General features: G+C 45.0%; 22 protein-coding genes. 14 read left to right on the top strand and 8 right to left on the bottom strand.

Annotated features, from left to right (window positions below):
* Positions 1–291 precede the first annotated feature (291 nt).
* The 3 genes from ACZ5R2_RS24355 to ACZ5R2_RS24345 are packed head-to-tail and all read left to right on the top strand — an operon-like array spanning position 292 to position 1189.
* Positions 292–501, top strand: a complete 210-nt coding sequence (locus ACZ5R2_RS24355; protein ID WP_464900794.1) for a hypothetical protein — start codon at positions 292–294, stop codon at positions 499–501.
* Positions 501–974 (top strand): hypothetical protein, encoded by a 474-nt coding sequence (locus tag ACZ5R2_RS24350; protein ID WP_464900793.1) that lies wholly within the window; start codon positions 501–503, stop codon positions 972–974. The genes ACZ5R2_RS24355 and ACZ5R2_RS24350 overlap by 1 nt, the downstream gene beginning before the upstream one ends.
* Positions 975–1006: 32 nt before the next feature.
* Positions 1007–1189: a hypothetical protein gene (locus tag ACZ5R2_RS24345; protein ID WP_464900792.1), complete on the top strand. Its 183-nt coding sequence runs from the start codon at positions 1007–1009 to the stop codon at positions 1187–1189.
* 306 nt (positions 1190–1495) lie between these two features.
* Here ACZ5R2_RS24345 and ACZ5R2_RS24340 read toward each other — a convergent pair whose 3' ends face one another.
* The gene (locus ACZ5R2_RS24340; RefSeq protein WP_464900791.1) at positions 1496–2596 is read right to left on the bottom strand and encodes an ISAs1 family transposase; all 1101 of its coding nucleotides are present in this window, start codon (positions 2594–2596) and stop codon (positions 1496–1498) included.
* Positions 2597–2997: 401 nt separating this feature from the next.
* Between ACZ5R2_RS24340 and ACZ5R2_RS24335 the strand changes: the two genes are divergently transcribed.
* The gene (locus tag ACZ5R2_RS24335; protein WP_464919483.1) at positions 2998–3288 is read left to right on the top strand and encodes a hypothetical protein; all 291 of its coding nucleotides are present in this window, start codon (positions 2998–3000) and stop codon (positions 3286–3288) included.
* A 454-nt stretch (positions 3289–3742) separates the two neighbouring features.
* A complete protein-coding gene (locus tag ACZ5R2_RS24330; protein ID WP_464900789.1) occupies positions 3743–3970 on the top strand; it encodes a hypothetical protein in 228 nt (75 codons plus the stop codon).
* On the opposite strand, the gene ACZ5R2_RS24325 is transcribed toward ACZ5R2_RS24330, so the two are convergent.
* The 5 genes from ACZ5R2_RS24325 to ACZ5R2_RS24305 form a co-directional block, all read right to left on the bottom strand.
* Entirely contained in the window at positions 3967–4944 is a 978-nt protein-coding gene (locus ACZ5R2_RS24325; RefSeq protein WP_464900788.1) for a hypothetical protein, read from the bottom strand. The genes ACZ5R2_RS24330 and ACZ5R2_RS24325 overlap by 4 nt on opposite strands.
* Before the next feature lie 84 nt (positions 4945–5028).
* Complete coding sequence (locus ACZ5R2_RS24320) at positions 5029–5436, bottom strand: hypothetical protein (protein WP_464900787.1); 408 nt, start codon at positions 5434–5436, stop codon at positions 5029–5031.
* Positions 5437–5555: 119 nt separating this feature from the next.
* Positions 5556–6524: a GGDEF domain-containing protein gene (locus ACZ5R2_RS24315; protein WP_464900786.1), complete on the bottom strand. Its 969-nt coding sequence runs from the start codon at positions 6522–6524 to the stop codon at positions 5556–5558.
* A gap of 49 nt (positions 6525–6573) precedes the next feature.
* A complete protein-coding gene (locus ACZ5R2_RS24310) occupies positions 6574–7407 on the bottom strand; it encodes a hypothetical protein (protein ID WP_464900785.1) in 834 nt (277 codons plus the stop codon).
* Positions 7404–7766 (bottom strand): hypothetical protein, encoded by a 363-nt coding sequence (locus tag ACZ5R2_RS24305; protein WP_464900784.1) that lies wholly within the window; start codon positions 7764–7766, stop codon positions 7404–7406. Before ACZ5R2_RS24305 ends, ACZ5R2_RS24310 begins: the two co-directional genes overlap by 4 nt.
* A gap of 773 nt (positions 7767–8539) precedes the next feature.
* Between ACZ5R2_RS24305 and ACZ5R2_RS24300 the strand changes: the two genes are divergently transcribed.
* The 3 genes from ACZ5R2_RS24300 (at position 8540) to ACZ5R2_RS24290 (ending at position 11179) form a co-directional block, all read left to right on the top strand.
* A complete protein-coding gene (locus ACZ5R2_RS24300) occupies positions 8540–9682 on the top strand; it encodes a hypothetical protein (RefSeq protein ID WP_464900783.1) in 1143 nt (380 codons plus the stop codon).
* 159 nt (positions 9683–9841) lie between these two features.
* Positions 9842–10615 carry a thioredoxin fold domain-containing protein gene (locus ACZ5R2_RS24295; protein WP_464900782.1) on the top strand — a complete coding sequence of 258 codons (774 nt, stop codon included), beginning with the start codon at positions 9842–9844 and terminating at the stop codon, positions 10613–10615.
* A 6-nt stretch (positions 10616–10621) separates the two neighbouring features.
* Positions 10622–11179 carry a hypothetical protein gene (locus tag ACZ5R2_RS24290; protein WP_464900781.1) on the top strand — a complete coding sequence of 186 codons (558 nt, stop codon included), beginning with the start codon at positions 10622–10624 and terminating at the stop codon, positions 11177–11179.
* Positions 11180–11185: 6 nt separating this feature from the next.
* Here the strand turns inward: ACZ5R2_RS24290 and ACZ5R2_RS24285 are convergent, their stop codons facing one another.
* Entirely contained in the window at positions 11186–11527 is a 342-nt protein-coding gene (locus tag ACZ5R2_RS24285) for a hypothetical protein (RefSeq protein WP_464900780.1), read from the bottom strand.
* Between the two features lie 200 nt (positions 11528–11727).
* Here ACZ5R2_RS24285 and ACZ5R2_RS24280 point away from each other — a divergent pair, with 200 nt between their 5' ends.
* The 6 genes from ACZ5R2_RS24280 to traN all read left to right on the top strand — a co-directional run bounded on the left by ACZ5R2_RS24280 (position 11728) and on the right by traN (position 24019).
* Positions 11728–16062: a hypothetical protein gene (locus ACZ5R2_RS24280; RefSeq protein ID WP_464900779.1), complete on the top strand. Its 4335-nt coding sequence runs from the start codon at positions 11728–11730 to the stop codon at positions 16060–16062.
* 65 nt (positions 16063–16127) lie between these two features.
* The gene (locus ACZ5R2_RS24275) at positions 16128–16640 is read left to right on the top strand and encodes a S26 family signal peptidase (RefSeq protein WP_464900778.1); all 513 of its coding nucleotides are present in this window, start codon (positions 16128–16130) and stop codon (positions 16638–16640) included.
* Complete coding sequence (locus ACZ5R2_RS24270) at positions 16627–18048, top strand: TrbC family F-type conjugative pilus assembly protein (protein WP_464900777.1); 1422 nt, start codon at positions 16627–16629, stop codon at positions 18046–18048. Before ACZ5R2_RS24275 ends, ACZ5R2_RS24270 begins: the two co-directional genes overlap by 14 nt.
* A 4-nt stretch (positions 18049–18052) precedes the next feature.
* On the top strand, positions 18053–18187 hold the full coding sequence (locus tag ACZ5R2_RS24265; protein WP_464900776.1) for a hypothetical protein: 135 nt from the start codon (positions 18053–18055) through the stop codon (positions 18185–18187).
* Entirely contained in the window at positions 18184–19233 is a 1050-nt protein-coding gene (locus tag ACZ5R2_RS24260; RefSeq protein ID WP_464900775.1) for a TraU family protein, read from the top strand. The genes ACZ5R2_RS24265 and ACZ5R2_RS24260 overlap by 4 nt, the downstream gene beginning before the upstream one ends.
* 25 nt (positions 19234–19258) lie before the next feature.
* Entirely contained in the window at positions 19259–24019 is a 4761-nt protein-coding gene (traN, locus tag ACZ5R2_RS24255; protein ID WP_464900774.1) for a conjugal transfer protein TraN, read from the top strand.
* Between the two features lie 63 nt (positions 24020–24082).
* On the opposite strand, the gene ACZ5R2_RS24250 is transcribed toward traN, so the two are convergent.
* Entirely contained in the window at positions 24083–25051 is a 969-nt protein-coding gene (locus ACZ5R2_RS24250; protein WP_464900773.1) for a hypothetical protein, read from the bottom strand.
* Positions 25052–25175 lie beyond the last annotated feature (124 nt).

Here is a 25175-nt window from a genome sequence, read left to right as displayed (position 1 = left end):
GAACAGTATCGACATGATTGGCCCTTATCTGGCGGCTAAAGCCGTTTGCCCTTGCTGTGATAGTGAGAATGTTTTTGTTCGCCTTGAGGGGCCGACAAGCCCAGTAAAGCCAGTTTCGGTTTGTTCGCACATTCGCGCTCATATCATAGACGATGACGGTGTGAGCAATTTTGAGTTTGAAGACTAAACCAACGGAAACGAGAGGTGATCACATCAAATAGATCGCCGCATAGAACGATGCTCGCCGCTGGTGGGCATATTAGTCACAGTACTAAAGAACAGGAGTAATCTATGGCCTTAGGAGATCAACGCCGCCGTATGCGCATACAGGCGTTAGAAACTGCAGCTCAGTACATCAGCTCAATGGAAAATGGTGGAGCTACACCAGATGAACTCGTGAAAGATGTTCAGGACTATGATATTTACGTTGAAGAATGTGAAAAGCTGGGGAAGAAACTCGAATTAATGGCTGAAAAGCTCAGGGAGCAAGGTGTTTCCTGATGGTGATGTTCTATCACGGTAGTTCCAATGCATATTTCCAGGGGTACGTTGATGGTCATGGTGCCTCAGACGACCCAAGCTACATGTTCATGTCATTGTCCTCAAACGTAGCTCAACGATATGGCTCTGTTTTCGGGGCACGATTTGAGGACGGCTGGCTTAAATCGCTGCCGCAAATCTCGGTGATCGAATGGTTTAATAACAAGGTCCCGGATCATGGCTCGTTCATCATTGCAGGTGATGAAGGTTATGATTTTCCGGTGGACACGCTGGTTTTTTGCGGTGAGGTAGCGTGTCAATGGGAGGTTGATTTGTCCCTTGTTGACGATGGCCTTGCGTTGAGGCACGAGCCGCAATCGGAGAGTGATCGTCAGTTTAGTGAATATCTCGCTGAGCACTATTTGCCCCACTTTGACAATGATGCTGACCTAGCACTGCAATGTTGGCGAGAGGAGCGGAGGCTTTTGGTTTAACCACAAACATCACGGAAACACTGGAGCAGAGGATGACCCGAAAATTCGACCTAACAGCAGCCCGGGAATGGGCAAATTCAAAAGATGGGGCAAATGTCGCGAGTGAGTCAACAACAGCTCGGCATTCCGAGGAATGGTCAAACCATAAAACCAAAAAAGTTGCTGGCGGTAATGAAAATGCCACTGAAAAACCACTGAAAACTGATGGTGAGTGACCAGTAAATCAGCTTCGTTATCTTACAGTTCACATTATATTCAGAAAAGTTACGAGGGTCCCATGTTAAAATCAGAACAAGACAAAAGAATAGAGTCACTTGCGAAGCAGTACCATCAAAAAGATAGGCGATTGTCTTGGGAAAGCTGCCTACAAAAAGCCAAGCAAGCCCAAAGACGTTTTAATTTTAACTGATATTGATGGCTAATGGTCTTAGTCCTGGCGTCATATTTTGTTGCCTTCCCAGTACGATGGCCCTAGTCACGCCCCTGCCCCCGCAGCAGGGCGGGAGCATACTTTGATGGATTTATAACCCAAAGAAGACTCTTGCCCTGTAATCATCGTTCCAACCCGCTTTCTTTAGCTTCACCTTTTGGCTCGGCGCACCACAGTCACATTGCTTGAGCATGTTCATCACAAAACGTCTAAACAACGCGATATTTTCGACGGCACCATCCAAAGTGATACGAGAGCTATCTTCTTTAAAAACAACATCTAAAACATAGTGTTGGCTGTTCTCGATCCGCCAATGCTGACGAATATAGTGGCCCAGAAGTTTGTGGTTCGGCGACAGAGAACTAATGTAGTAAGAGGTATCTACAGTGCCTTTGCCGTTGATCACACGATGGCGCTCCACTGCTATGATGCTTCTTACTGTCGGCCATTTTTCCGCCAAGTCATCGGGCAATTTAGCCTTTAGCTGAAACACGTATCTCTCTTCGCTACGACCATGCTTTTTTTCTTTGATTTCGGTAATTATTTTCTCTTTGCCAGCATCGAAAACCGCTTGGAACTGCTCCACAACAGCTGCTCTAAGCTTAGGCTGATTATTCTTCACTTGGACAACAACATGCGCTTGTTTTTCTTTGATTTTTTCTAGTGTTTCACGCTGGCAATGCAGTGCGTCAATCGTGACAACGCTACCCTTTACATCAATAACATCAAGCATTTGACGAACAATGCTTATCTCGCCATTTTTAGTCTCAGTCGGCTTTTGGCTTAGAACGAGACCACGCTCAGTGTCGTAAGCCGTTACCAACTGCAATGCAGTTTTCCTGTCGTTACGATAGGAGCCCCGCAGAGCCTTGCCATCAAAGGCGATTATGGGCTTGTTCTGAGTAGTTCGTTGTTCGTTTATCCAAAGAGCTAAGGCCTCAAGCAACGACTCCGCAACAACGGAACGCAAGATACGAGCTATCGTATGTCTGCGAGGGATACCATGCTCGAATGGCCTATATTTTCTTAACCAGTCGAGTTTTTCTTCTCCATAAAATTCAATGTCTTGCCAGCCTTCACACCCTGAAGCGATTGCGCTGATCACAAGAAACATTACATCAATGAGGTTGTGCTTTTGGTTAATGCCCGAGCGAGTATCTTCTACAACAGATAAGTATTCAATAAGGTTCAAAATGATTGTGTTATTAAGGGTTTGGTACTATTAGATCACATTAGTTAACAAAGTGCGATCCCGCCCTGGCCCCCGCAGGGGCTGCATTAATCATAAATAAGGTACTAAATAATCGTTAAACAAGTTCCGCAAACCTAACCTTGACCTCTTCGAGTCGCGACTCAAAACCCCAGTGATGAACAGTATAATAGCTTGTCATTTGTTTGATTAAATGGCATCTTATTTAAAGATGTCTAATCCAAATGCCAATCAGAACATTGTTACCACTAAATGCATTTCAGTATTTGTAGCCTGATCATAATTTAATGAGTAATTAAAAATGAACCCATGACTTATAATGGGTTTAATGCAATCATGCAAGGTTTCTTGAGGTGAGTATGAAAAAATATTATTGGGTAAGCATGACTAAATCAGCTTCAGAAGTAATATTAGAAGAGTCAGAGGGTGGTATGGCAGTATTAGCTAAATTCGATGAAGCGGATGATGATTTTAGCCAAGCGAGCCTATGTGATGACGTTCGCGCTGAAATAGTATCTGAAGGAGGGCGAATCAATAATGTTACTCTCTGTGCATTTAAAGTCTATGATGCCGTAAAGCCTAAGAAGGCGGACTTGACAATCGATGATATGAGAGTCGAAGACCTTATCTTAGCCGCGGGAGTTCTATACTCACAGAGAAAGTTGCTAACGTAGATAAGACGTGCCTTTAGTTTAGTGAATATCCACTGTTCTAGGCTAATGATTTTGATGAATATTAGAGGAGTGTGATTTTATGGTGTATATATCTAATGAATCAGGGTACTATTTCAGTATTCACAAAGATGTATGGAACTTGCTTGATAGTGATTATTTGCAAAGGGCAGGGTGCTACATACATGAAACGAAGGAATTAATGTATGAATTCGTTGCAAAGTGGCATAATATAAGTGTCGATGAGGTAAGTGGGAGTGAGGTTATTATCTCAGTAGACGAGAGTGGAAATTTTTATGAGTGCGATTCTCAATGTAATAAGACTTTGATTGAAGTGACGGATGTCTACGATTTGTGTGATTGGTTAAATATATATAAACTTTGACCTTTTACTTTTTTTAATTATATGCTTGAGCCTTCCAAATAATAGAAAGGCTCAAAGGAAGGAATTAGTTAAATGATAATTGCTAGATCATTGTCTGAATCTGAGACCGATCTTCTGATTGGGCTAGAGAACGAGCCACTAACTATCAGAGACTTAAACGGTGACGTCAAGTCTGTCATAGTTGCACCAGAAAACGGTTGGACTCATGCTACGCTCGAAAGTGTCCAATACAATAATCTGAGTCCTGACGGCTGGGATGCTTATTTGGCCAAAATCTGGATTGGTTCCTCAGAGTGTTAGTTGGGGCCAATCACGTACCCCCGAGATTCATCGCTGAACAACAAAACCTCTTCCAACTGTAATCCAGAGCGGATCAAAATATCGTTGAGATCAGTACTTTCCGATAATTCCTTGCTCAAGCAGATAGTGACTGGCTCCAATTGATCACCGAAGTAGTCGAAGCTTACCAAGTCGGAGTGCCAGTCAACCATAGCACAATTGCCGGTGGCTTCACTACCGGTGCCCATCTGGTGGTAACGTACGTCGATCCCTACATCGTTGAGATGCTGATAGAGCGAAAGATAGTTCTTTGATAAACAATCTCGTACTCGTTGGTCACCATCGTTTAGTGCGAATTCGAGACGTTGTTGGTGGCGTTCTTGGGGCGTTAACTGTAGAGTATGGCTCGAGTAGAGAACGATCTGCAGTGAGCGTGTGTCCGCCAGTGGCGCGATATAGACCTCAAGAGGGCAATTATCGCTGCTAAGGTATGCGATAACCTTGTCTCGCACTGCTGAGCTTATGCAGTTCAGGCTAGCCGCAAGCGGTAAGAAAAAATTGTTCGTTTGATCGCAGATAGCGTTATCGAAGTCGACACTTGAGATCAAAAGTGTCTTCATTCTTCCCTGCTCAATCTCTGTCCGAAGTTGGTCGAATTCTTTTGTAACGATAGATATACCAAACTTGGCACTTAAATCACCCATTAGGTCATAGAACAATTCAGCGTCAGTGATACCTTCACTCGTATCACGTTGCTCTTGAATTCGCTGACTTAGCACGTCTTCCAGGATATGCTCGCCGGGTGTGCCGGCCCTAACGGCATGCAGACAATCGCGCAGCCACTTTTTAAGGTGTTTAAGTTGTGGTTGCTTTAGCCTGTTCTTGAGCTCAGCGTTAAAATAACGTTGCTTGGAAACACCGGAGGTAAGGTTGTTATCAGTATATAGATTGTAAAGCAAGGCATATGCTAGGTTATGTTGTTGTATTTTTTCCATCGATTAGAATTCGCCATTCATTGACTCTTGCAGTTTAGCAGCTCGACAGACCGGGTCAATCAGGTATAACCAACTGATTGGCATTTACATTAAGCGGAATACCGTATCTAAGATGGTGCGGTGCTTGAGAATACGAGTAAACATATCTGGTTTGTTCGCTTTCACATTGCTGCTTTTAGCGAGTGTACGCCTCCTAGAACGCTCTTGTTCACATGTTTTGCAGCTCGAGTAGCATCCGTCAGGAGCAGATTTGGATTTGTGCCAAAATTCTGGTTCCATCGGATGGTATTCATCGCACCGAGTACACAGTTTGTAAAGCCCATCGACCTCGATGCGATAAAGACCATTGGTAAGCCTGAGTTTCAAAAGCCTCTCAGACATCTGTTTATGGACCGTAAATGGAGATGTCTCAAGTGCGCGAAATAAAGCTTCAGGTGTGTTAGCGCCGGTGTCTAGGTAGCCGTGAGCATCAGTTTCGTGTTGAGTTGCCATTAAACTTCCCCTATAAATATCAAATACTCAGGGGGATTCTATCAGTCAAAGCTTGTCTTAGATTGATCGGTTTTTAGATTGAGATAGTGCCTCTTGCCTGGCTGCATCCTTAGTGAAAATCAGGTGGACGCACCCATCTTCAAAGCACTGATCTCCTTCTGATCATTCGAGAGGTTACTGTGCTCTACATAGGCTTGAGCACGACCATTTTTTTTTGCCTTATACATCAATCTATCTGCCCGCCTAAAAGCAGAGTTAACATCACGAGAGATACGATCCAAAACGGCCCCTATGCTGCATGTAACTGAAAACTCGATACCGTCTGCTATGAAAACCGTGTTGCCAATGGCATGATGAATGCGTTCGCAACAACGGGTTAGGTTGACTGGTTTTTCTCCGCGGCTGCTCGGCAGGAAAATAAGAAACTCCTCACCGCCGATCCGAGCGACGATATCTGTTTTGCGCATGGTAGCGAGTAGAACTTCACCCGTTTTCATCAGTACCTCATCGCCGACAGAATGGCCATAAGTATCGTTAATCACTTTAAAATGGTCTAGATCAATAACAATCAATCCATACAGATGGTCGTTATTATCTCGTCGAGATAGGTCTTGAAAGTAGCTGATCTGCTTGTATACGTACTTTCTATTGAACAAGTTGGTTAGTGCATCGGTATGCGATTCACGTAGAAGGGTCTCTTCTATTTTCTTTTGCTCAATTACCGAGCTGGCCTCGTTGGTCACATCGAAGATGAGTAGCCAAATGTACTCATCTTGAAGGATGATGTTGACATTGGTGTACATCCGTTCGTTTTGAATTAGGTTGCTGGTACGAAGTGGAAAATTATACTTGTTGTCAATCCAAGAGACGGATTGATCGCAGCTAATTCGCAAAGCATCACAGATGCGCGTAATTACCAACTCAGAAGTCTCAGTCGTTAACAGGTTATTCCCAACACTATATTGCTCATGAAAACCGCCGATCAAGTGCTTACGGAAGTGTTGGTTAATCTTGATAATGTTTAACTGAGAGTCCAGGCAAATCGTTCCAAACGGTAGACTATCGCAATCAATCCCTAACGTAAGCATGACGTCTCCCCTAACAGTTTAGGGCTCAGCGGCAAGGCTAAGCAATGGTTTATATTGATTCAGGTTTATAGAAAATAAGGACACGTTTTTTGTCTATGTGCATCCTCTTGCTATTGGTTATTCCTGATAGCAACTTAGATTCCGGATCTATGTCAGTCATTAAATCTCGTAAAACCTTAGAGGAGTGATAGATATTGACTGTTCTACACGCACCAAGCTTCTCACAGATAGCAGCTAAGTACTGCCGGATCACTGAGCTACTCTCACACTCTTCAAAGACCACTTGTACAGTCGCTCGGTCTAAAATGGCCGATATAAACGTAAACCGTTCTTCCCAGGATCTATTTGGAACTGCAAAACCAACAGTGCGCAAGTTGGCCGACATGACCTCGCGATTAATCGTAATGGATAAGTCCAGCTCACCATACCAACGATTTGTGTTCGCGAACGTGTCGATGATTACTGCATCCATAGCGGAGCAATGGGCATCAGGGAGATCAGTCTCATGAGAGACCTCTGTCATACCGGCCATGTCCAAGTCAAGCATCGTGAGTAAAAACTCATTGTGATTGAAAATTTTGAACCCTGCTGTAAGGAGTTTTTTCAACTCCTCAGGCGATTTACGCCGGTCAGTTATGGCACTGGTAGTGCTCAACACTTTGACCACATTACTATGTCCAGAGAGAAGCCCGACAAAGTTAAGATAGAGCTCAGCGTTCGCCACTTCAGCAATAATTACAATTAAATCAAACTTATTATAGTTCTCCGCCCCAAGATCGCTACTATCGATATAGGCTTTATGATGCCGACAGTCAACAAGGTTATCCTGGATAGATAGGAGTGCCTCGTCAGCATCAGCACAGATCCAAAGCACATGCTTCATGAAAAAATGCTCAGTGGTACGTTACCGTAAATCATGATGGATACCTCGTGATCAGCAAGCTCAGGACAATAGCTAATAAGTGTGTCACTCACCTTATCAAAGGAGTAGTTAAACGGATCAGTTTCTGTCACTGATTCCTTAACAGGTGCGCATCGGTGAGTGTCGGGTACCAGGCCGTGAAGTGATGAATAGATGAAGATTGCGTGGGCACTGCTTTCCACTGCTTCCTCGTAATTGTTACGAAAGTGCTCGCAATCAAAAATATCTCGAATAGGATAGAACTCATCTTCATCAAGTTGCGGCTTAAGTTTGGTACCAGAACACACTACACCGACACGAATTTCATTATTATTTCGCATAGCTTTAACTGTAAAAGTGGTTTCGGAATTATTGTAGGAATTGGTCGATATCATGTCAATGCAACAGAGTACATCATGGTTGTATCTATTCTAACAAAAGGTAAGAATGGTGATCATAACGTGCATATTAGAGGGGCTTATAATGATAAAACAGTGTTTTGTTGAAATCGTACTTAGGCAGTGCACTACTCTTAACCGATTGTATTGATCATTATGTCGAAAGAAAAACTATTAAAAACATGCCTAGTTGGTTCACTGTTCGTTACTGCTACTGTATCACTAAGCTTAAGGAGTGACGCGCCAGTTGCAGAGGAGCGACTGGCTGGTTCGAACAGAAGTGAGCGAAATCAAAGTAGGTATTTGGCGAGTGCCATCAAATGCGAGCTGAAGCCCTTTCTGTCTATTGGCATTACACCTAGCCAAAGGGGAGACACGCTTTACATTGTGAAGTATCGAGACGAGTTTAAGGATGAGTACTACGCAAGGCTTTACACGACAGAAATCTACAACGATCCGTCAGGATATAGATTAAAAGGTCAAACCGCTGATCTCTCATACAATTTTGATTTCGATTACTACGTAAGTGCTTTGGGCATCAACATAAAAACTAACGAGATTAGGCATAGGCTCAACCATTCAGTGTTAGAGTTGCCGACTTCGAGGTGTAGACTGATCTAATTTTCAGAGGACCGCAATCTTGACCGAATACACGATGAATTGAATCAGAGAGCTAATTGTTATGATTGTCCTACTGCTGGCGGAGGAACGGACAAATGACAACAGCTATCGACTTTGACTTAATTTTTAACGCGGCACCCGCTCAGACGAAACAGGAGCCACACATTTGCTCAAGATCCAATCGTTATACTTTTGGCAGCAAGCCGGTCAAAGCTATTCAAAATGGTCAGAAGCAGTGGCTAGCTCCAACTGGTGAGCTCATTCAGGGTGTCTATCTGGATATGCCTGCAGACGATTACCACAGGATTAAAGCCGTTAGCAGTTCACTGGTCAAAAAGTTCGCATTCGATCCTCACAAAGCCGAACGTTATTGGACTGGCAAAGATGAATTTAAGATCACACCTCAGCTAAAGCGCAGCTTTAACGCTGGCCATATGTTTCACGGGTTGGTTTTGGAACCACATGTTGATCACGGAGTAATAGCTCCAGTAGATTTTGAAACGTTAGAAAAGTCGACAAATTCAACGGTGCTGCTTGATCATGCGGCGCTAAAAAAGCACATCGAAGTTCACGGTTTACGGAAGGGCAAGACCATTGCTGAGCGAGTCGAGATCGCAAAAGACCATAAAAGTGACCTGATCTATTACCCTCAATATCTTGATGACTTTAAACGTAGAGATGAACAGGGTGAGCGTGTATTAGATCTGAAAGATTATATGAAGGTTGAAGATGCGGTAAAGGTATTCAAGGGCACAAACCTTTACAAGGTCGATTATGAGAAGGGTGGCTATTCAGAGTTGACGATCATTGCCTTTGACACAGAGCGCGATTGCTACGTTAAAGCACGCATCGACCGGATCACTTCAGACAACTTGATGCGAGACTTGAAAACAATACACTCCATGACAGAGGCAAATATGCGAAATGAACTGGAGACTCGCCTTTACTTCATCCAAGGGGCATTTTATCACTATTGTTGCGACCTGATAGGTTTCGATGTAGTCGCTGATAGTTTCAGTGTGACTTTTGTCGAGTGGGATGATGAAATTCGATTCCAAAACGTGAGCGTCACCGAGCGCACATGGTCGGCGTCTAAAACATATATGCTTGAGATCTTTGACGATCTAGTACTATGGCTTGGTGATAAGGTTAAGAAAACTAGCCTAAATCACTCACAGAGCCTCACGATGCAACTGGGATACTATAAACTTTCTAGAAGACCCCGAGTTGAGAGTTAGGTCGGAATGGATTAAATTCCCCAAAAATTAGGACGATAGCAAGAAATTATAATGACAATTTGATAAATCCTGTTGTATCCTGTTGGCGAAACATCACTCAACTATTGAGTTAACAATTCAGCACTCGCTGACCTCAACATAATAAAACAGGATAATTAAGTGAAGAACTCGCTAGCATTATTGACACTGGCTGCTCTTCCTATGTCTTTACTTGCAGATGTTGTGATCCCGCAACCGCTCGTAGACGCAGAGCGTGACGGATATCTAACAGTAATCGACACAAGGGAAGTGAGGGAAGTCGCTGGCATGACCGCGATCATGACTCAGGCAGCTGATGGTAAATACCGCGTTTATTGGTCAAATTTAGATGAAGGCTTTATCTCTACTGGAGACATCATCACCAAGGATGGCTTTGCGTTAACAAGCAAATACATGAACTTGCTGCAACCACCTCTCAACGACGTGTTTGATCCAATCTTTGAGAATGGTATTGTTCTTGGTTCAAAAGACAAAACCCAGTCAGTGGACTCCAACTCAACACTTTACGTCTTTTATGAGCCGTTCTGTGGCTATTGTAAAAAATTTCATGCCAACCTGAAGCCTTATATCGAGCAAGGTCTTGATGTGAAGGTGCTACCAGTCGCTTGGATCTCACCTAAGTCACCTGATCATATCGCTACAATCGCAGCGCGCGAAGACTTTGAGCAAGCATTGACTGAATCTGATCAACAAAGTCTGCAGCTTACACATAAAGCTGACGCTGACTTGATGGAACGGATTGGCGCAAACCGACAAATCATGTCGGGCCTAGGCATCACTGGTACCCCTGGAGTCGTTTACAAAGACTCAGAGGGCCGTCTACAGATAACTGGCGGTCTGAGCGGTGAGGCGCTCGAAAATCTCGTTAAACCTCTAATGGCAAGAGCTAAATAAGAGATGATGAAAAAAGCTTTTTTGTGGATAGGGTTGGCAGCGGTCGCACAGGTCGCACTGATCATATCAGCAGATCATGCTGTTGCTGATTCAAGAGATTTCTCGTTCGGCACTTTGAAGCAGAGTGCCGAGTTCTTTAACGAGGAGCGGAGTAGGCGCGATCAAGTCAAGGCTATCTTGGGTGAGCAGAACGAACATGGTGTTCGCCTAGATTTGCTCGATCCAATCAGAGATATGGCAAACTTTGATATGTCGGTGATAGACCAGCTTCACGTGCACGCTCAGGCGCACGATCAGTTTATGCTGGCGCAAGACGCAGACGAAGCTTACGACGCCTACTTACTGATGACGGCTGTCCAATATTGCCTTTCATCCTATCGCGGTATTGGAAGAAGCGGAGCGAACAGGTTAGTTCTAACGCTCGCGGGGCGTCAGATCAACAGTGATGCTCGACGAATGGCAGTTGTACGATCTGAAAGCATGATGTCCAGAGGGACATACCCTCCGCTTAATGCGCATCCCGCCATGAAAGACTATTGTCAATACACAACGGCCAGTCACTAAGTTTACTCAGTGGCGCATACACACAGAAACATGGATGCGCTCTTGACTCATCATGCTATTTTCCTTGCTAATCAGACAGTCTACTAAACCAGTCAATATCCGACCTTTGTTACCAACAGAGTGGCAACGAACCGTTGATGGCTCAACTAGCTGGCCAGGAAGACAGCATTTCAAGTAACGGACCACTTGTTGCTGAATCAACTTCATCTTGACCAGGTCATGCGATGTAGACCAGTCGTCCATCAACTCGATTTCACAAACGAGAGTTGAGTCAAGCTTTTTGGTGTGAGCTCTTTCAATATCATCGATGTTGAGTAGCTCCAATGTAACTTCGCGTTTATTGTTCATTCCGTCGCCTTAACTATCAGTATTCGTGGTTATGGCTCATTATAATCACCCTCGCTCAAAACTGTTTCTTCTAACATTCGGTGAAGATAATTGATCGAACAGTGTTTTGTTGGATTTCTTTGCAAAATTCGGTATGCTATTCAGTGCGTAACCTCCATATTTTCCAACTTTACTGTCAATTGACAGGGAAAAACCGTCTTATGATTGCTAATACTAAAGGCCTTAAGCGAGGCTCGCTGGCGTGCGCTGTTTCTGCAGTGCTGCTTTCACCTTCGCTAGTAACTGCAAAATCAGTCACGGTAACCGGTGAGATAGAGACAAAAAAACCAGTCCTAAAAGCGACTCAAACCAAAGTGGTCGAGGCGTACGTTGAACCCATTTCGGTCGTGTTCGAAGAGGGTGAAGGCTCTGGTTGTTTGATGACACCATCTCAGCAGGATGCTATTGACGCTGATAATATCGATGAACTTGTTTGTCAGTACGATTTCCAGATCCCATTCAATCTGGAACGTACTGACGATAATGTGAACAAGAAAACCACGTTGACAGGTTTCGTTGATCATGTGGGTACATATGATATCCCAATCACGACAACATTCTTCAGCGGTAGTAAAGCGATGCCTGTCGATATACCAACCGACAGTGTTCAGATCCACGCTGTAGAGCCTGTCCCTTTGAACGTTGTCGCGTTAGAGTGGGAGGCCGGGCGTTCTGCGGACGGCACTGGAGATGTATACGAAATAAATACCCCTCTCGATGCCAGTCTTATCAAAGTTAAAGTTTCAACGGAAGATAAGTCATACAGCCGCTTTATTTCTCTCGATGAGTATGATCGCTGTGATATCGAGGGCGAAAGTAGCACAAGTTGCTCAATTGCATTGAATCAGTTTGAATTTGGTTCAGCTGATGATCGCTACGGAGAAGTGGAAATTGCTGTTCGTGCCGATGCGACAAATGAATACTTTACTTTCTTTGATTTGGTTCCAGAACATAACGTCACTATCAAATGGGACTCTCGGCTAGCAGAGCACGTCACCTTCCTCAAGGGAGGGAATAGAGATGAAAACTCATTTACCTTACCAGATGGCCAGGTACTTACGGCTGAACCTGGGGAATGGATTCAGGTCCTGAAGACACCACACTGGTCAAGAACAGATGACTGGTGGCATCCAAGCACCAATATTTTGATGACGCCACTGATGGACAATCATGAGACTCCACCATCTGTTATCATCAAAGGTATGGACTATAGCTATCTGTGGCAAGCGCGAAACAACCCTCGCGAACTCACCCTTAGAAGCCGCAATACTAGCTTTCACGGCGAGTATGTAGCACTCAAGTTCGACACAAGTCCATTAGTTGGTGCTGAGTACACATATGATTCAGGCACAGAAGACCAGTATGGCAACGGCTTTAATACGGTCGGTGAATCCGTCGTTGACAACCTCCCTATAGAGTTTCTAACCTTTGTTTCTAGCCGTCCTATCGCCGATGGCACACTTCAAGCTGCGTATTTCCCTAAAGACATTGAGTTTGCGATGTACTCGCGCTTTAGAGACCTGTCTGTTAAATCAGCTGAAATCAACGGTGAATCAGTCACCCTTGAAGATGTGACTGGGGATGGCCATCACTGGCGTCTAGCCAGCTTTCCTACCAATATGGTTTCAGGTGAAGATACTGAATTAGACATTGTCATTGAAGACTCAAATGGAGATGAGCACGAGTATACGATTGAGTTTATAGCACAGCCGTTCGAAGCCAATGTGCGATATGATGAAGCGTACACGAACGTCCAAAGATACTCAGTCGATCTTCGTCAAGCCTCAACCAGACGGATGCGAGAGTGTAAATTCTATACAAGTCTTGAAGATGCTAAACGCTATATTTTCCAAACAGCATCGGAGTTACATTGCTACATCGAGTGGCTAGATCTAGATCCATCAATGGAAACAGAGGCCAGCACGTTTAGATACAACATTTATGGTATTCCAGATACGCCAAACCCAACCTATCAGTACCGAGTCCACTTTGTCGACATCGAGCATGATGTTGCTATCTCTGAAGTCAAAGAGTTGACTCTGACAGGCCTAGAAGTACCACCGATAGGAATGGAAATATCAAATGCAGATATTATCGAAGAAGATAATGGTTTGCAGGCATTTGCTGTTCCTGTCGAGGGCGGTATTGTAGCAACTGTTCGAGCAACTGCGGTTAATGCTGACGCGTTTGTCATCGGCGCCAACCCATTCGGTGAAGACGTACTTGTGGAAGTACGACAAAGTGGCCCTTCAACCACCTTAACGCCAAGATCCTTCATTCGCGTTACAACGGAGCCAGGAAAACTCTGGCAACAAGATTTCTTGAACATGAGCTCTGGCTATGTCCATGATAGCTCACACAATGTCCAAGAAAATATCAAGATGGTCTACGTGCCAAATGAGAAAGTCGAAGTCTACGCAAGTGTTGAAGATTCGGAGGTGATTAACACGATACCGCACGAAATTTCAGTTGGCATAGGTGAATACATTCGTGCCACAAAAACATACACTTATGATCCATCGATTCACGGTGAATGGATAGCTCGACTTGAACTATACGATAGCGACACTAGAGAGTGGTTGCCGACTGATTACGAGGCAAAAGTTGACCAAGAAGGGAACCACACCTTCACGGTGGATATGTCGCACCTGCAGGGTGACAAAACGTATCGCTACAGAGCAGTCGCGGAGATCATTTCGGAGTATGAGGCATACAGCCGGACGATAGAGTCGCGTAATGTAAGTGTACGTGTTCACAAAGGTGGCCCGGTTATCGCTTCGATTGACTCATCTCGGTGGGTAAACCAAGCACCATTCCGTTTCCGTAGTAAGTTGGTATTCCCAGATAACGAGAACCAACGCGCCTTTGGATCAGCACGCTGGTACTATAAAGATGTCAAGGCGACCAATTGGACGTTCCTATACGAAGAGGAGCGCGGGCAAATGGACAATATCTTTGATGTTCCTGCTAACTACGAAGTGAAGGCCGTTGTTAAGAACCGTTACACCGGTGTAGAGGCCGAAGCTATCAGTGAAAACATCCTGTCATACGCTAAGACAGAGTTCGATATAAATTTCAACCAAAATGAATACCTTGGCCAAGATGTGATCATGACCATCGATTCTGAAGAAAACATTGCTAACTTTGATATTGAGTGGAGCATGGACAAGTGTACGGATTGGACAGCTGGTGGAGAAAGACTGGTATACACACCAACAGTAGCTGGCCGATATTATGTCTGCGCTAGATTGGCTTATAAGGATACTCAGCAAGCACTAGATCGCCGTTGGACTTCCCTGAAAAAACGCGTCAATGTTATCGAGGCCGACCCTGTGAGGATCAGGCTTTATACCAACAAGACGTCAGAGGTAGGTTTCAATACTCGCTTGGAAGCCAACATCGATACGCCGCAGGACATCCGACATAAGCTAAAAGCTACTTGGCTCTCTCCATCGGGCGTTGAAATTCCATCGGAAATGGAAGCGGTGAGCGATAAGCGTATTAGGCTTTTTGCAGACTATGTTGTGACAGCAGCTGATCTAGAAGCTAATCGTCTAACCAAGCCATTTATGGTTAAAGCTGAAATTGAAGGCATCAACAACACCTTTGCTCAGGTTGAGAGTAAGATGGATGTTTTGTTCTATGAGTTCCCTAATTTTGAACTTACGGCAAAACAGGACTATCTCTACTTCCCAACTCAAACGACGGTCCTAGCCTCAATGGAACGCCAACCAGAAGTACCGATGAACTTTACCTATGAGTGGCTTGAGCGAACCGGTAACCGATTTGAGTCGGCATCGGACAGTTCGCGCGGCTCCCGTGCTAAGTACGATGTCACTGACGCTGGTTATATAAAGTATGCAGTTTTGGTCACCGACGAACGTGGTAACGAAAAAGTATACGAAACGTTTACAAATGCTGAAGCACCAGGTGACGCGGATATAAAAATTGATGTATCATACAACAACCGCTATATGCGCTATCCACTAGATATCTCAGCGCGAGCTACCGTAAAATACGAGCATCGACGTGACCGAATTGAGTCATTCGACTGGTATGTTAACGGTGAAAAGATGACTGACGACTCAGAGAATCCATCAATCAGACTGTATTACACAGCTGAAACCTCAGGGAACTTTGAGATTCGCTACATCGCTCGTTCAGAGTTTGGTGCGGAAGATGAACAAACTTACACATTTACGGTAGTCGATAATATTCGACCTGTCTGTACGCTCGATCAGCGCGAGGATACGTCATCGTACCTATTCCGAGCTAACTGTCGTGATGAAGATGGTAAGATTGTTCGAACATTGATTGAAATTCCGGAGCTTGACGTTATGTCGACATCGCGTGAGCACCGTGTACTCAAGAGCCGACTGCTTGGAGTTCCTACCATTAACGTTACTGTTACTGCGTGGGATGACTCAAACGAGACGGGTGAGGATACGATGCGATTTGACGTGCCGGGAGATATTCACTCACCTCCAGCCAAATAAAGCTGAAATTTAGACGAAAGGGATACCGCTTGCGGTGTCCCTTTTTTTTAGTTTGAGTATTTGCTATGACATTTGTGGGATTTAAGCCCGAAACTACAAAAAGCCTAGCTGTAAAGTTTGGTGTGGCACTCGTTCTCATCGTTAGCGCCTATTACGGCTTCTTTAGTCGTTACAAGATCTTCGTGGACTATTACGGCAACCGCTGTTTGGATGCACGAGTGTTTTTAATCGACTTGAAGGACAAAGAGCTCCGTGAGGGGAAGCTGGTCGCTTTGACCGGTGACGGCATTCCACTGCTAGATGACAGCATGAATTACATAAAGTTTATTGGTGGCCTTGAAGGCACAACTGTCAATTTCGAGGGGATAACAGTTGAAAACAGTAACGGTTTTCAAAGGTATGCACCGACGAACGATCAATATAGAGAACTAAAAAGACGCCACAACTTGCCTACCGAGTGGATAGTAGGTGAGGGGGAAGTTTTCCTATTCGGTGATACCCACCACTCATTAGACAGCCGCGTTGTCGGCCTTGCAGATGCATCTACAATATTTGGAACCGCCTATGTCATTTTATAAAGTGAGCAGCCTATGCCTGGGCTTGTTAGTCTCCTATGCGGTACCCGCAAGTCAATTCAGTGAGCCAACACAAGCAGAGATTGAGCTGTTGAGGGGAACGCACAGCCAATTTGATGGACTCATGCTTGATGGGGATAGTGCTCATAAAGCGACTCAACACCACTTGCAAGGCTTGAGTTTGACGCCTTCAGAGGTGAGACACCCTGGAGTGGTATTCAGTCGAGAAGACGCGAAGATTTTCCGAGAAAGCAATAAAGTAGCAGATAAAGTTGCGGAGCAGGAAAAGTCGGCCCCGGAATGGATTCGTGACGTTGAGCCTTTTCTTACCGAAGCCCAAACAATAAAGGACAATTCTGCGAATGCAGTCGAAGCAAGAATCAAAGCCGCCTTTCCGGGAACTCAAAATGGTAATCTCGATGTCACGAGAGGTAATGGCGCGAGCACGAATACAGGCTTGCTGATGGACAATGAAGACCTTTATTACTTCATTTCGACATCGCTTAAAGATACTGAAATTATCGACATTATGGTTGCGGCTAAGAGAACCGGAGCAACGGTAGTACTGCGAGGAATGCTACCAAATACCTCAAGTTTGTCGGCGACGTCGTACTTTCTCATGGACATGCTCAAAGAGGCTAAGCTACATACTGACCCACCGAAAGTCATCATGGATCCAAGGCTATTCACAATTTATTCGATCGAGATGGCTCCAGCGATGGTCTACGTAAGAGAAAGAACCGAGGTGGTAGCGCACGGAGTGACTTCACCTGAGTGGTTCATTAATGAGGGGCGAATGAAGTCTGGTTATAACGACTTAGGTACGGTGGCCGCGGTAACAGACATTGTGGAGATCGATATTCTAGAGCTATTACAAAAGCGCTATGAGGAAATTGATTGGGACAAGCAGAGAAAAAATGCGATCAACAAATTCTTCGCAAAGCAGACATTTGAGCCAATGCCGGTCCCAGAAGAAGACAAGCACTATGAAATAGATCCACGGATTGTCTTCACATCTGACGTTTATTCCGGTGGCCGACTATTGGCACAAAAGGGCGATGTAGTGAACCCACTTGCAAACTTTGAGGGACATAACCGATCTCTTTTCATCGTTGACCCGCGCGACCCAAGGCAGAGATCTCTAGTCAAAGAGCGGCTTTATAGCGATGCTGTCGGTATGCCAACAGTAGTTGTGAGTCACCTTGATGCCGAAAAAAAGTTTGATGGTATTGCAGAGCTTCAGAACGAATTCAAACACCAAATTTTCATGCTTCAGCACTCATATATCGACCGTTTCAAAATAGACAAGCTACCAGTCAGAGTCGACATCATTGGCGGCAAGGGGATTTGGATGCGCGAGTACGGCACAGAAACACTTAACGAGATCCACGACAGGCACTTAAAGGAGTAAGGCAATGGGGATATTCAAATTTATGTTGGGCGTAGTTGCAGGTATATTTTTAGCATCTCACAACCCCGATCTTGCTGAGTCAATAAGAGAAGGCTCGATAGCTTTGTATCATGCGGTATTTAGTGTGGTGGCGAAATGAGTTGGAAACAGTGTTTCGTTGGAATTTTTGCCAGTCTTGTTTTTGCAGGGCAAGCCAATGCGAGTATGAGTAGTCAATGTCCTGATTCCAAATACTTTAGCGGCTTAGTTTCAGATGTATGTTGGTCATGCGCATTGCCCATAAGTATGTTCGGTCTGTTTGATCCACCAGATGGTGCAAATGACAAGTTCATGTGCTTTTGTGATGATGACCTTGGATTGCCAATTCCTGGGTTCTCAGTAGGTTTCTTTCAGCCTGACCAAATACTTGAAGCTTCAACAATACCTTACTGCAGTCCAACTTTAGGTGGTGTGCAGTTGAGCTCAGATTATACGCATATTGGAACGGCAACTGATGTACGACCTGATGGGGATACTGAGGACCCTGCAGATATAGATGGCGAACAGCTGGCGGTGTACCACTATAACTATCTAGCTTCGCCTGTAATGAAAATGTTGGGCCTTTTAGCTGTTCCTGAATGCGACAAATCGCCCGGCCTTGTTGACCTTGATATCATGTTTATGAGTCCTCTAACAGTTGAGTGGTATGACGATTTGATGTCATTCATCATCAACCCAGATGCTGTAGCGTTTGCAAATCCTGTGGGCCAGGCACTTTGTATCGCTGACTGTGCTGGAACAATGGCGACAGGTCGTTCTTCAGAAAAAATATGGAACTGCTCTGGGTGCTCTGGATCATTATACCCCCTCACTGGCAACGTCACCGGTGCTGCAAATAATCCAGTTCAGGCGACGTCACTCATAGCAGCTCGAGCAATAGCCAAAAGTCATCGTCTTGGATTAAGCCCTCGGACAATTGGCGAGGATGCGATGTGTGAGTATGTCTATTCTCCCACCATCCCTAAATCACAGTACAAAATTCAGATGGCTTTCCCGTTTCCGGAAGGTGGAAGTAAGTGCTGTCAGCCTCTTGGTCAAAACTATCTGAAATGGGGCCTAGGTAGAACCGCGCCAGGCAGAGGAAAAGACACAACATTTGTTTACAACATATTCCGCTATTCAGACTGTTGCATCCCATATTTTTAACGCCTAAGGATAATAGAGTTAATCCATGAAAAAATCTCTGTCTCAGATACTTATCACCTATTTAACAACGATAGTATTGATTATCCAGTCAAGCTGGCAGATATCAGTACCTTACCGTGCAATGGGATTGGTGACGCAAGCTAGTAGAGTGGTGGCAAACCCAGCGCTCATACCTGGTCTTGCAGGACTTGGTGCTTGGGTGACCTCAAGCACAACCGAAGCTATGACAATAGGAGCACCGGAGCATAAGTGTGAGCCCGGGTACACTAACGTCTACGGCAAGTGCATGAAGCAAGAAGTGACCAATATGAATATCTTCTGTGAAGATCCTTCATATACGCCGAGAACAGTCTACGATGTAAATTATGGGTTTCCTGCCAACTCTTGTGTAAAAAACACAAATGTAAACGCTCTCGTCATATGCCCATCAGGTGAAGAAAGTGGTGGCGCGAATGGCCAACAGTGCAGAAGGTCCGAACCCATCATAGGGGATGATCGTTGCCCTTCAGGTACATACATAGATAACGGTAGGTGCGTCGGCCCATGGTACTTGCCTCAAGATGAAGATAGCTTTATCTGTCCTCCAGCTTGCGATCCGAGTTATGTTTTTCCATATCCGGGTGCACCTTGTCCTGCTGAATACGATCCAATTAAACTCAGTGAACCTTATCGAAAAGCTTACTGTAGTGAGGGTGCAGTTGAAGCGGGGTACAACTGTAAAGAAGGTGATGAGCTTGAATTGATGTATCCAGACATGCAACCAACCATGCCTGAGATTTTTGTTCCGCCCACCACAACATCGCCGTTGCGTTGTATTTCGAAAGATTATGAGCCACAGATCCGAAACTGTCCGACGCCAAACATTTACAAACCTTCTCGGCCTCAGGGTACGCCGATGTGGGACACACCGAGCGGCGTAGATGCGGAAAACCCTGCCTATTATGACGAAGAAACTGGTTTGCCAACACACTGCACGCGTATGTGGGTGCACGAGATTATTATTGAGTGCCCAGAAGGTGAAGAGTACGATGAGTCAGTTGGCGGCTGCCTAAACTTAGATGATGTTACGTGCCCAGAGGGCACGACATTCGAAGATGGGCAGTGTCGAGGTGGTGACGGACGACAATGTCCGATTTCAAAGGAATGGAATGAGTTAAGCGGTACTTGTGTACCCAAGATCACAGATCCTGATAGCTTTGATCAAGTATATAACTCTGGCTCGGATATGGGCTGGGCCATAGGAGGCATGCAGTCGCGCTTGAAGCAGGATGCAAACAATAGTGGCGACATTACATTAAATATGCAGCTTCTGAATGCTGAAGCCAATCAGGAACTTCAAGATACAGCTGATTCGTTCCGAAGTGTAGTAGCAATAGGTGAGAATGACAGAACCAATAACACATACTTTGACAATTTAGGATCGACATATGGGAGTGAGGTCCAACAGCGAAAGGCAATCCAGACGAACCATGCGAGCTATATTGCCTATGACCGTGACGAAGACAAAGAGCATCCCAATCTAGCGGCTGAAGCCTATCTAACGGTTCAAGGCAATATAGATGGCAATAGGCCGCCCCCTATAAACCCCAATGATGACTGGTTGCAAGGTAGCCAAGACCTTATCAGGGACATTGCTGACGGCAGTGACCCGTATTTTGGTGATTGTGATGAAGAAGGCACCAAGTGGGTACTAAACCCTGACAAGCAAGTTGTAACTCAAGAAAAATGCACAAGTCCTGTTACTGTCAATTATGACTCATGCCAGGTCACGCGCTATGTAGAGCAACCAACCATCAGTGTCATAAGTGGTTTAGATAGCGCAGAGATTCAGTTCACGGCACCTGATTCAATACGTTTAACAGTCGGCGAACTATGTGATGGATGCTTAGAGAAGCGCGAGAGTGAGACGTGCTCAACACACTACGGCAAAGTCATCTTCAAGGTCGATGCCGATATCAAAGTTGAAAGCGCGGTATTCACTGAGTCTTACTATGAAGACATGCTTTCGATCACCCTCGATGGCAATGAGATTTTTCGAAAAGCTCCTGACCCATGGGATATTACAGGGTGGCCAGACAAAGAGGATGACTGTGCTCAGGGGGCAATGAATCACTGGGTAGGCTCAGAAGACATAACCGAAGAGTTTCAACAGTCCCTCTCTGAAGATACCGTCGTAGAACTAGAGTACATGATTGCTGTCGGAAGCACTGGTGATGCTAATGCGACCATAGACATTAAGTTCGATCAAGAGGTATCAACAGAATGGTATGACGAAGATCGCTATCAGCCTGAGGGCTGTATGGAGAAGATCGAGTCAGGCCAGTGTGAAGTCGAAGAGTGGCAGTGTACCGTCCGCCGCCCTCCACAAACACTTGGAATGGAGTTGTGGGATGAGTGGGATGACGTAAATAACTGGCGCATTACAAATGATGGTTATGATGCAAACTCAATCTTGAACCTTTCGAGCGCTACCGTCTATGGTGCTATGCACGACGTTGGCTCTATTTGGTTTGAGGGTAAGGTGCAAGTAAGAGAAAGTAGCGATGATGATACTTTCGGTTTTGTCTTTGGTTATCCTGAGTATCCAGAGTTTAATAAAGACCCAAAGGAGGATAGCTACGATCCTTCTGCTGAGGACTCTGAACGAAATCACTTTTATATGCTGCTTTGGACAAGCCGTCACAGTTCGTCGAGCGACAACAAACATGGTATGAAGCTCTACAAAAGCTATCGTGATTATCTTACTTTGAATTTGACTTGGGGCGACTGGCTTCACGGTTTAGAAGAAGATGATGATTTTGATAATACTGTCCTAGTTATTGAAAATCTATTCTACTCAAACGAAATATGGCGCAACTGGCAAGAGTATAACATTGAATTCAAACACGACCACTTAGGTGGCATTCGTTACATCATAGATGGCGTTACTAAAATTGCTATTGAAGGTGATGAGCATCATTTCAAAACAGGTCGATTTGGCTTCATCACGCACAGTCAGAAAGACGTGTACTTCACTGGCATGCAAAAAGTGTTGCCTTACATTTGGGGCCCGCTGTATCCGGGCGATAGCGATCCTAGTGAATGCATGAAGGCATCCACTATAAACATGCAGTGTAGCGCTGATCGGCCAAGCAGTATTCTGACACCAGATGGAATAAGGTCAGTTGATAGCATTCGAGAGCAACAAAATGAATGCAGTGCACTTGATCAAGCAACCGACTGTACGTGGGTGTCCCGTGAGTGTGCTGAAGGTTATGGGCTCCCTGACGGAACTTGTACCCTTGAGGAGATGACGTACGAATGTATCGACAACACAGAAGCGTGGGAAGAGGTACCCTTTGCGAACAGTTGTGACGTTCTTCCATGCCAAGAAGGAGACGACAGTTGTAACACGAGGTCAGATCAAGAAAAGAACTCAGATTTTAACCAAGTAGTTGTTGAGTCATCGGTCCTTACTGAAATGCGTCATGACATGACGTGTGATGATCCAAAAGATGTAAGTACTTGTGAAACCTTCAGAGGTACGAAGCGAACCTGTTCGTATGACCAATTCGGCATGATTGACTGCTGTGACGAGTTCCAGGGCAAAACCATCGATCTATTTAAATTGGCGACAAACGCCATGAAAGTCGCAGGTTTTGCCGATGAGCAGCTTGGCATCAGTGAATCAATGTCAAACATGATGTGGGGTACCGGTAACGGTGACGGTTGGCTTCCAAATGATATGTTTGACACGATCAATCCATTTACATCTGGTACAAATGATATTGGTGATGTGGGTGATGCGATTTCATCTGGTAACTCTAGCTCTTGGGAGGGTGTCGGCTCGGGGACGGCGAACCGTTATTCGACGCAGAATGAAGTTACAGCTGGTAACGATGCTGATAGCCCAACGGACGATAAAGGCTTTGATGCAGAGAGTTTCTTTCTTGATTACTTTAAAGAGATGGCTCTGGATAAGATAAAAGAGACCATGGTCAACTACGCAACGAACGTTGTTGTTTCGTTGATGGGGGACGAACTTAAAAAAGCGCTTGTAGGTGCAGTAATGGGCGCGGCCCAAGATGCAATTACCGATGAGCTTGCCGCGCAAGCACTTCAGCAAGCTCTGGGTAACATGATGGTCTACATGAATATGATTGGTGTGGCTTATGCTGTAGTACAGATAGCAATCATGCTCTACAAAATGCTTAATGGTTGTGATGAAAGCGAAGAGGACATGGCCCAGCTAATCAAAACTAAGAGTTGTTTCTACTCCCATACTACCAAATGCAGTAAAACTCTCGGCGTCTGCAAGAATAAACACCGGAAACGATGGTGCTGCTTCAGCTCGGTTATGTCGAAAATCATCATGGAGCAATCAATCAAACAGTCTGAGGCCTTTGGTCGGAGCTACTCTAATCGTGAATGGTATGAACTAAAGAAACTAGAAAACGGCGTAGAAGTTGATGCTGGTTGCCGCGGCCTAACGGTTGATGAGATTTCTGAAGTGGACTTTGATCAGGTTGATTTTACTGAGTGGTATAACTTGATGGTCCAATCAGGCTCTTTACCAGACTCTAGTTCAACACTTGAGGAGTGGACGAGAGATAAGCATTACTCAAATCCTTATGGGCGCTCAGACGCTTTGACGCGTCAAACTGAGGACCGCGATGTTGGTGATCTGAATGAAAACTATCGCAATGTCATGGACGCGAGTGATGTTCTCGGTGATGTAGACTGTAACCTGACACCGGACATTGAAGGTTGTAAGGTAGGGATCTTTGCAACACCGGCTGCTCCTTAGTCACGAGGAACAGTTGAACAGTAAAAGGGGCCTCGGCCCCTTTTTACATATTTTGTTTGGCAATTACTTAATCAATGACTGAGGGTCAGACTGGTACTGCTTAGCTAATCCCTTGTTGAAGTAATGGATCTCGCCAGACGATAAGTCCTTCAAATAAGGGATTACCGAGAATCGACCTGTACGGTACATCTCTAGCCACTGTTCTTCAGAGAAGTCGTAGCGGCGAGTATAGAACTCCGGCGTCTGGGCCCAAGGGTTAACGTAGACGAGGTTGGTGTTATCTGAGTTAAACTTAAGCTTCTCCACTGGGAATCCAACAGATAAATAGGCTCGTAACACCAAAAAGTCTGAACCAGGCGCATAAGCGACACTACCTGCGTCACTACGATGTAAGTCAAAATGAGGGGTCATTGCCGAATAACATCCATCGCGATTAAAGTCGCCATCGATATGAGTTGGCCTTGCACATCCCTCTCCGTTAGCATCATAAACGTAATGCCACATGCCGTCAGGACTTTCAAAGACAGCGCCAGAGTCACCCAAAGCTTCTACAAGCCCTTGACGTAAATCTACACGAGCTTTCTGGTAGCGCTCATTGGCTTCTTCGTCTGACAGTCCGTCAATAGGAACTAGTTTGAGCACTTGTGTACGGGCAAACGTTGGTTGCATATCTACGCGTGAAAGGCTGTTTGAAATACCAAACACACCGAGTTGGGTCCAGCTCATGCCTCCCATCAGCTTCAACCCAATACCGCCACCGAGCATCGCATCGCTAAATGCGTGCGGGTTATAATCTGTTGCATATCGATCTAAGTTGTTAGCATTAATCGGCTTAACTTTGCGGTCTCCGACAAAGTACATGAGCTTGAGTTCATCACTGATATATTTACTATCTAGGTAGCTGTAATTTTTAACAGACTCGCTGCGAGAGTCTTTTATCATCTCTACATCATTAGCATAATCCTTTGTGGAGGCACAGCCAGTTAGCAACGAAATAGATACTGCAGTAGCGATAGCGACTATTCTCTTCATTAAATTTGTCCTTAAATAGTGGTAATTGGCATTTGTAGAGCCATCATATCTACTTCCGCATCACGACAATTGATCGGTATGTGCGGGTAGATAACCGACCAACTTTAAAATGAAGCATGCTTTA

The sequence above is a fragment of the Vibrio sabulosilitoris genome (assembly GCF_055391395.1).
Note: the sequence above shows the minus strand (reverse complement) of the source record. Positions and strands in the feature narration are given on the sequence as shown.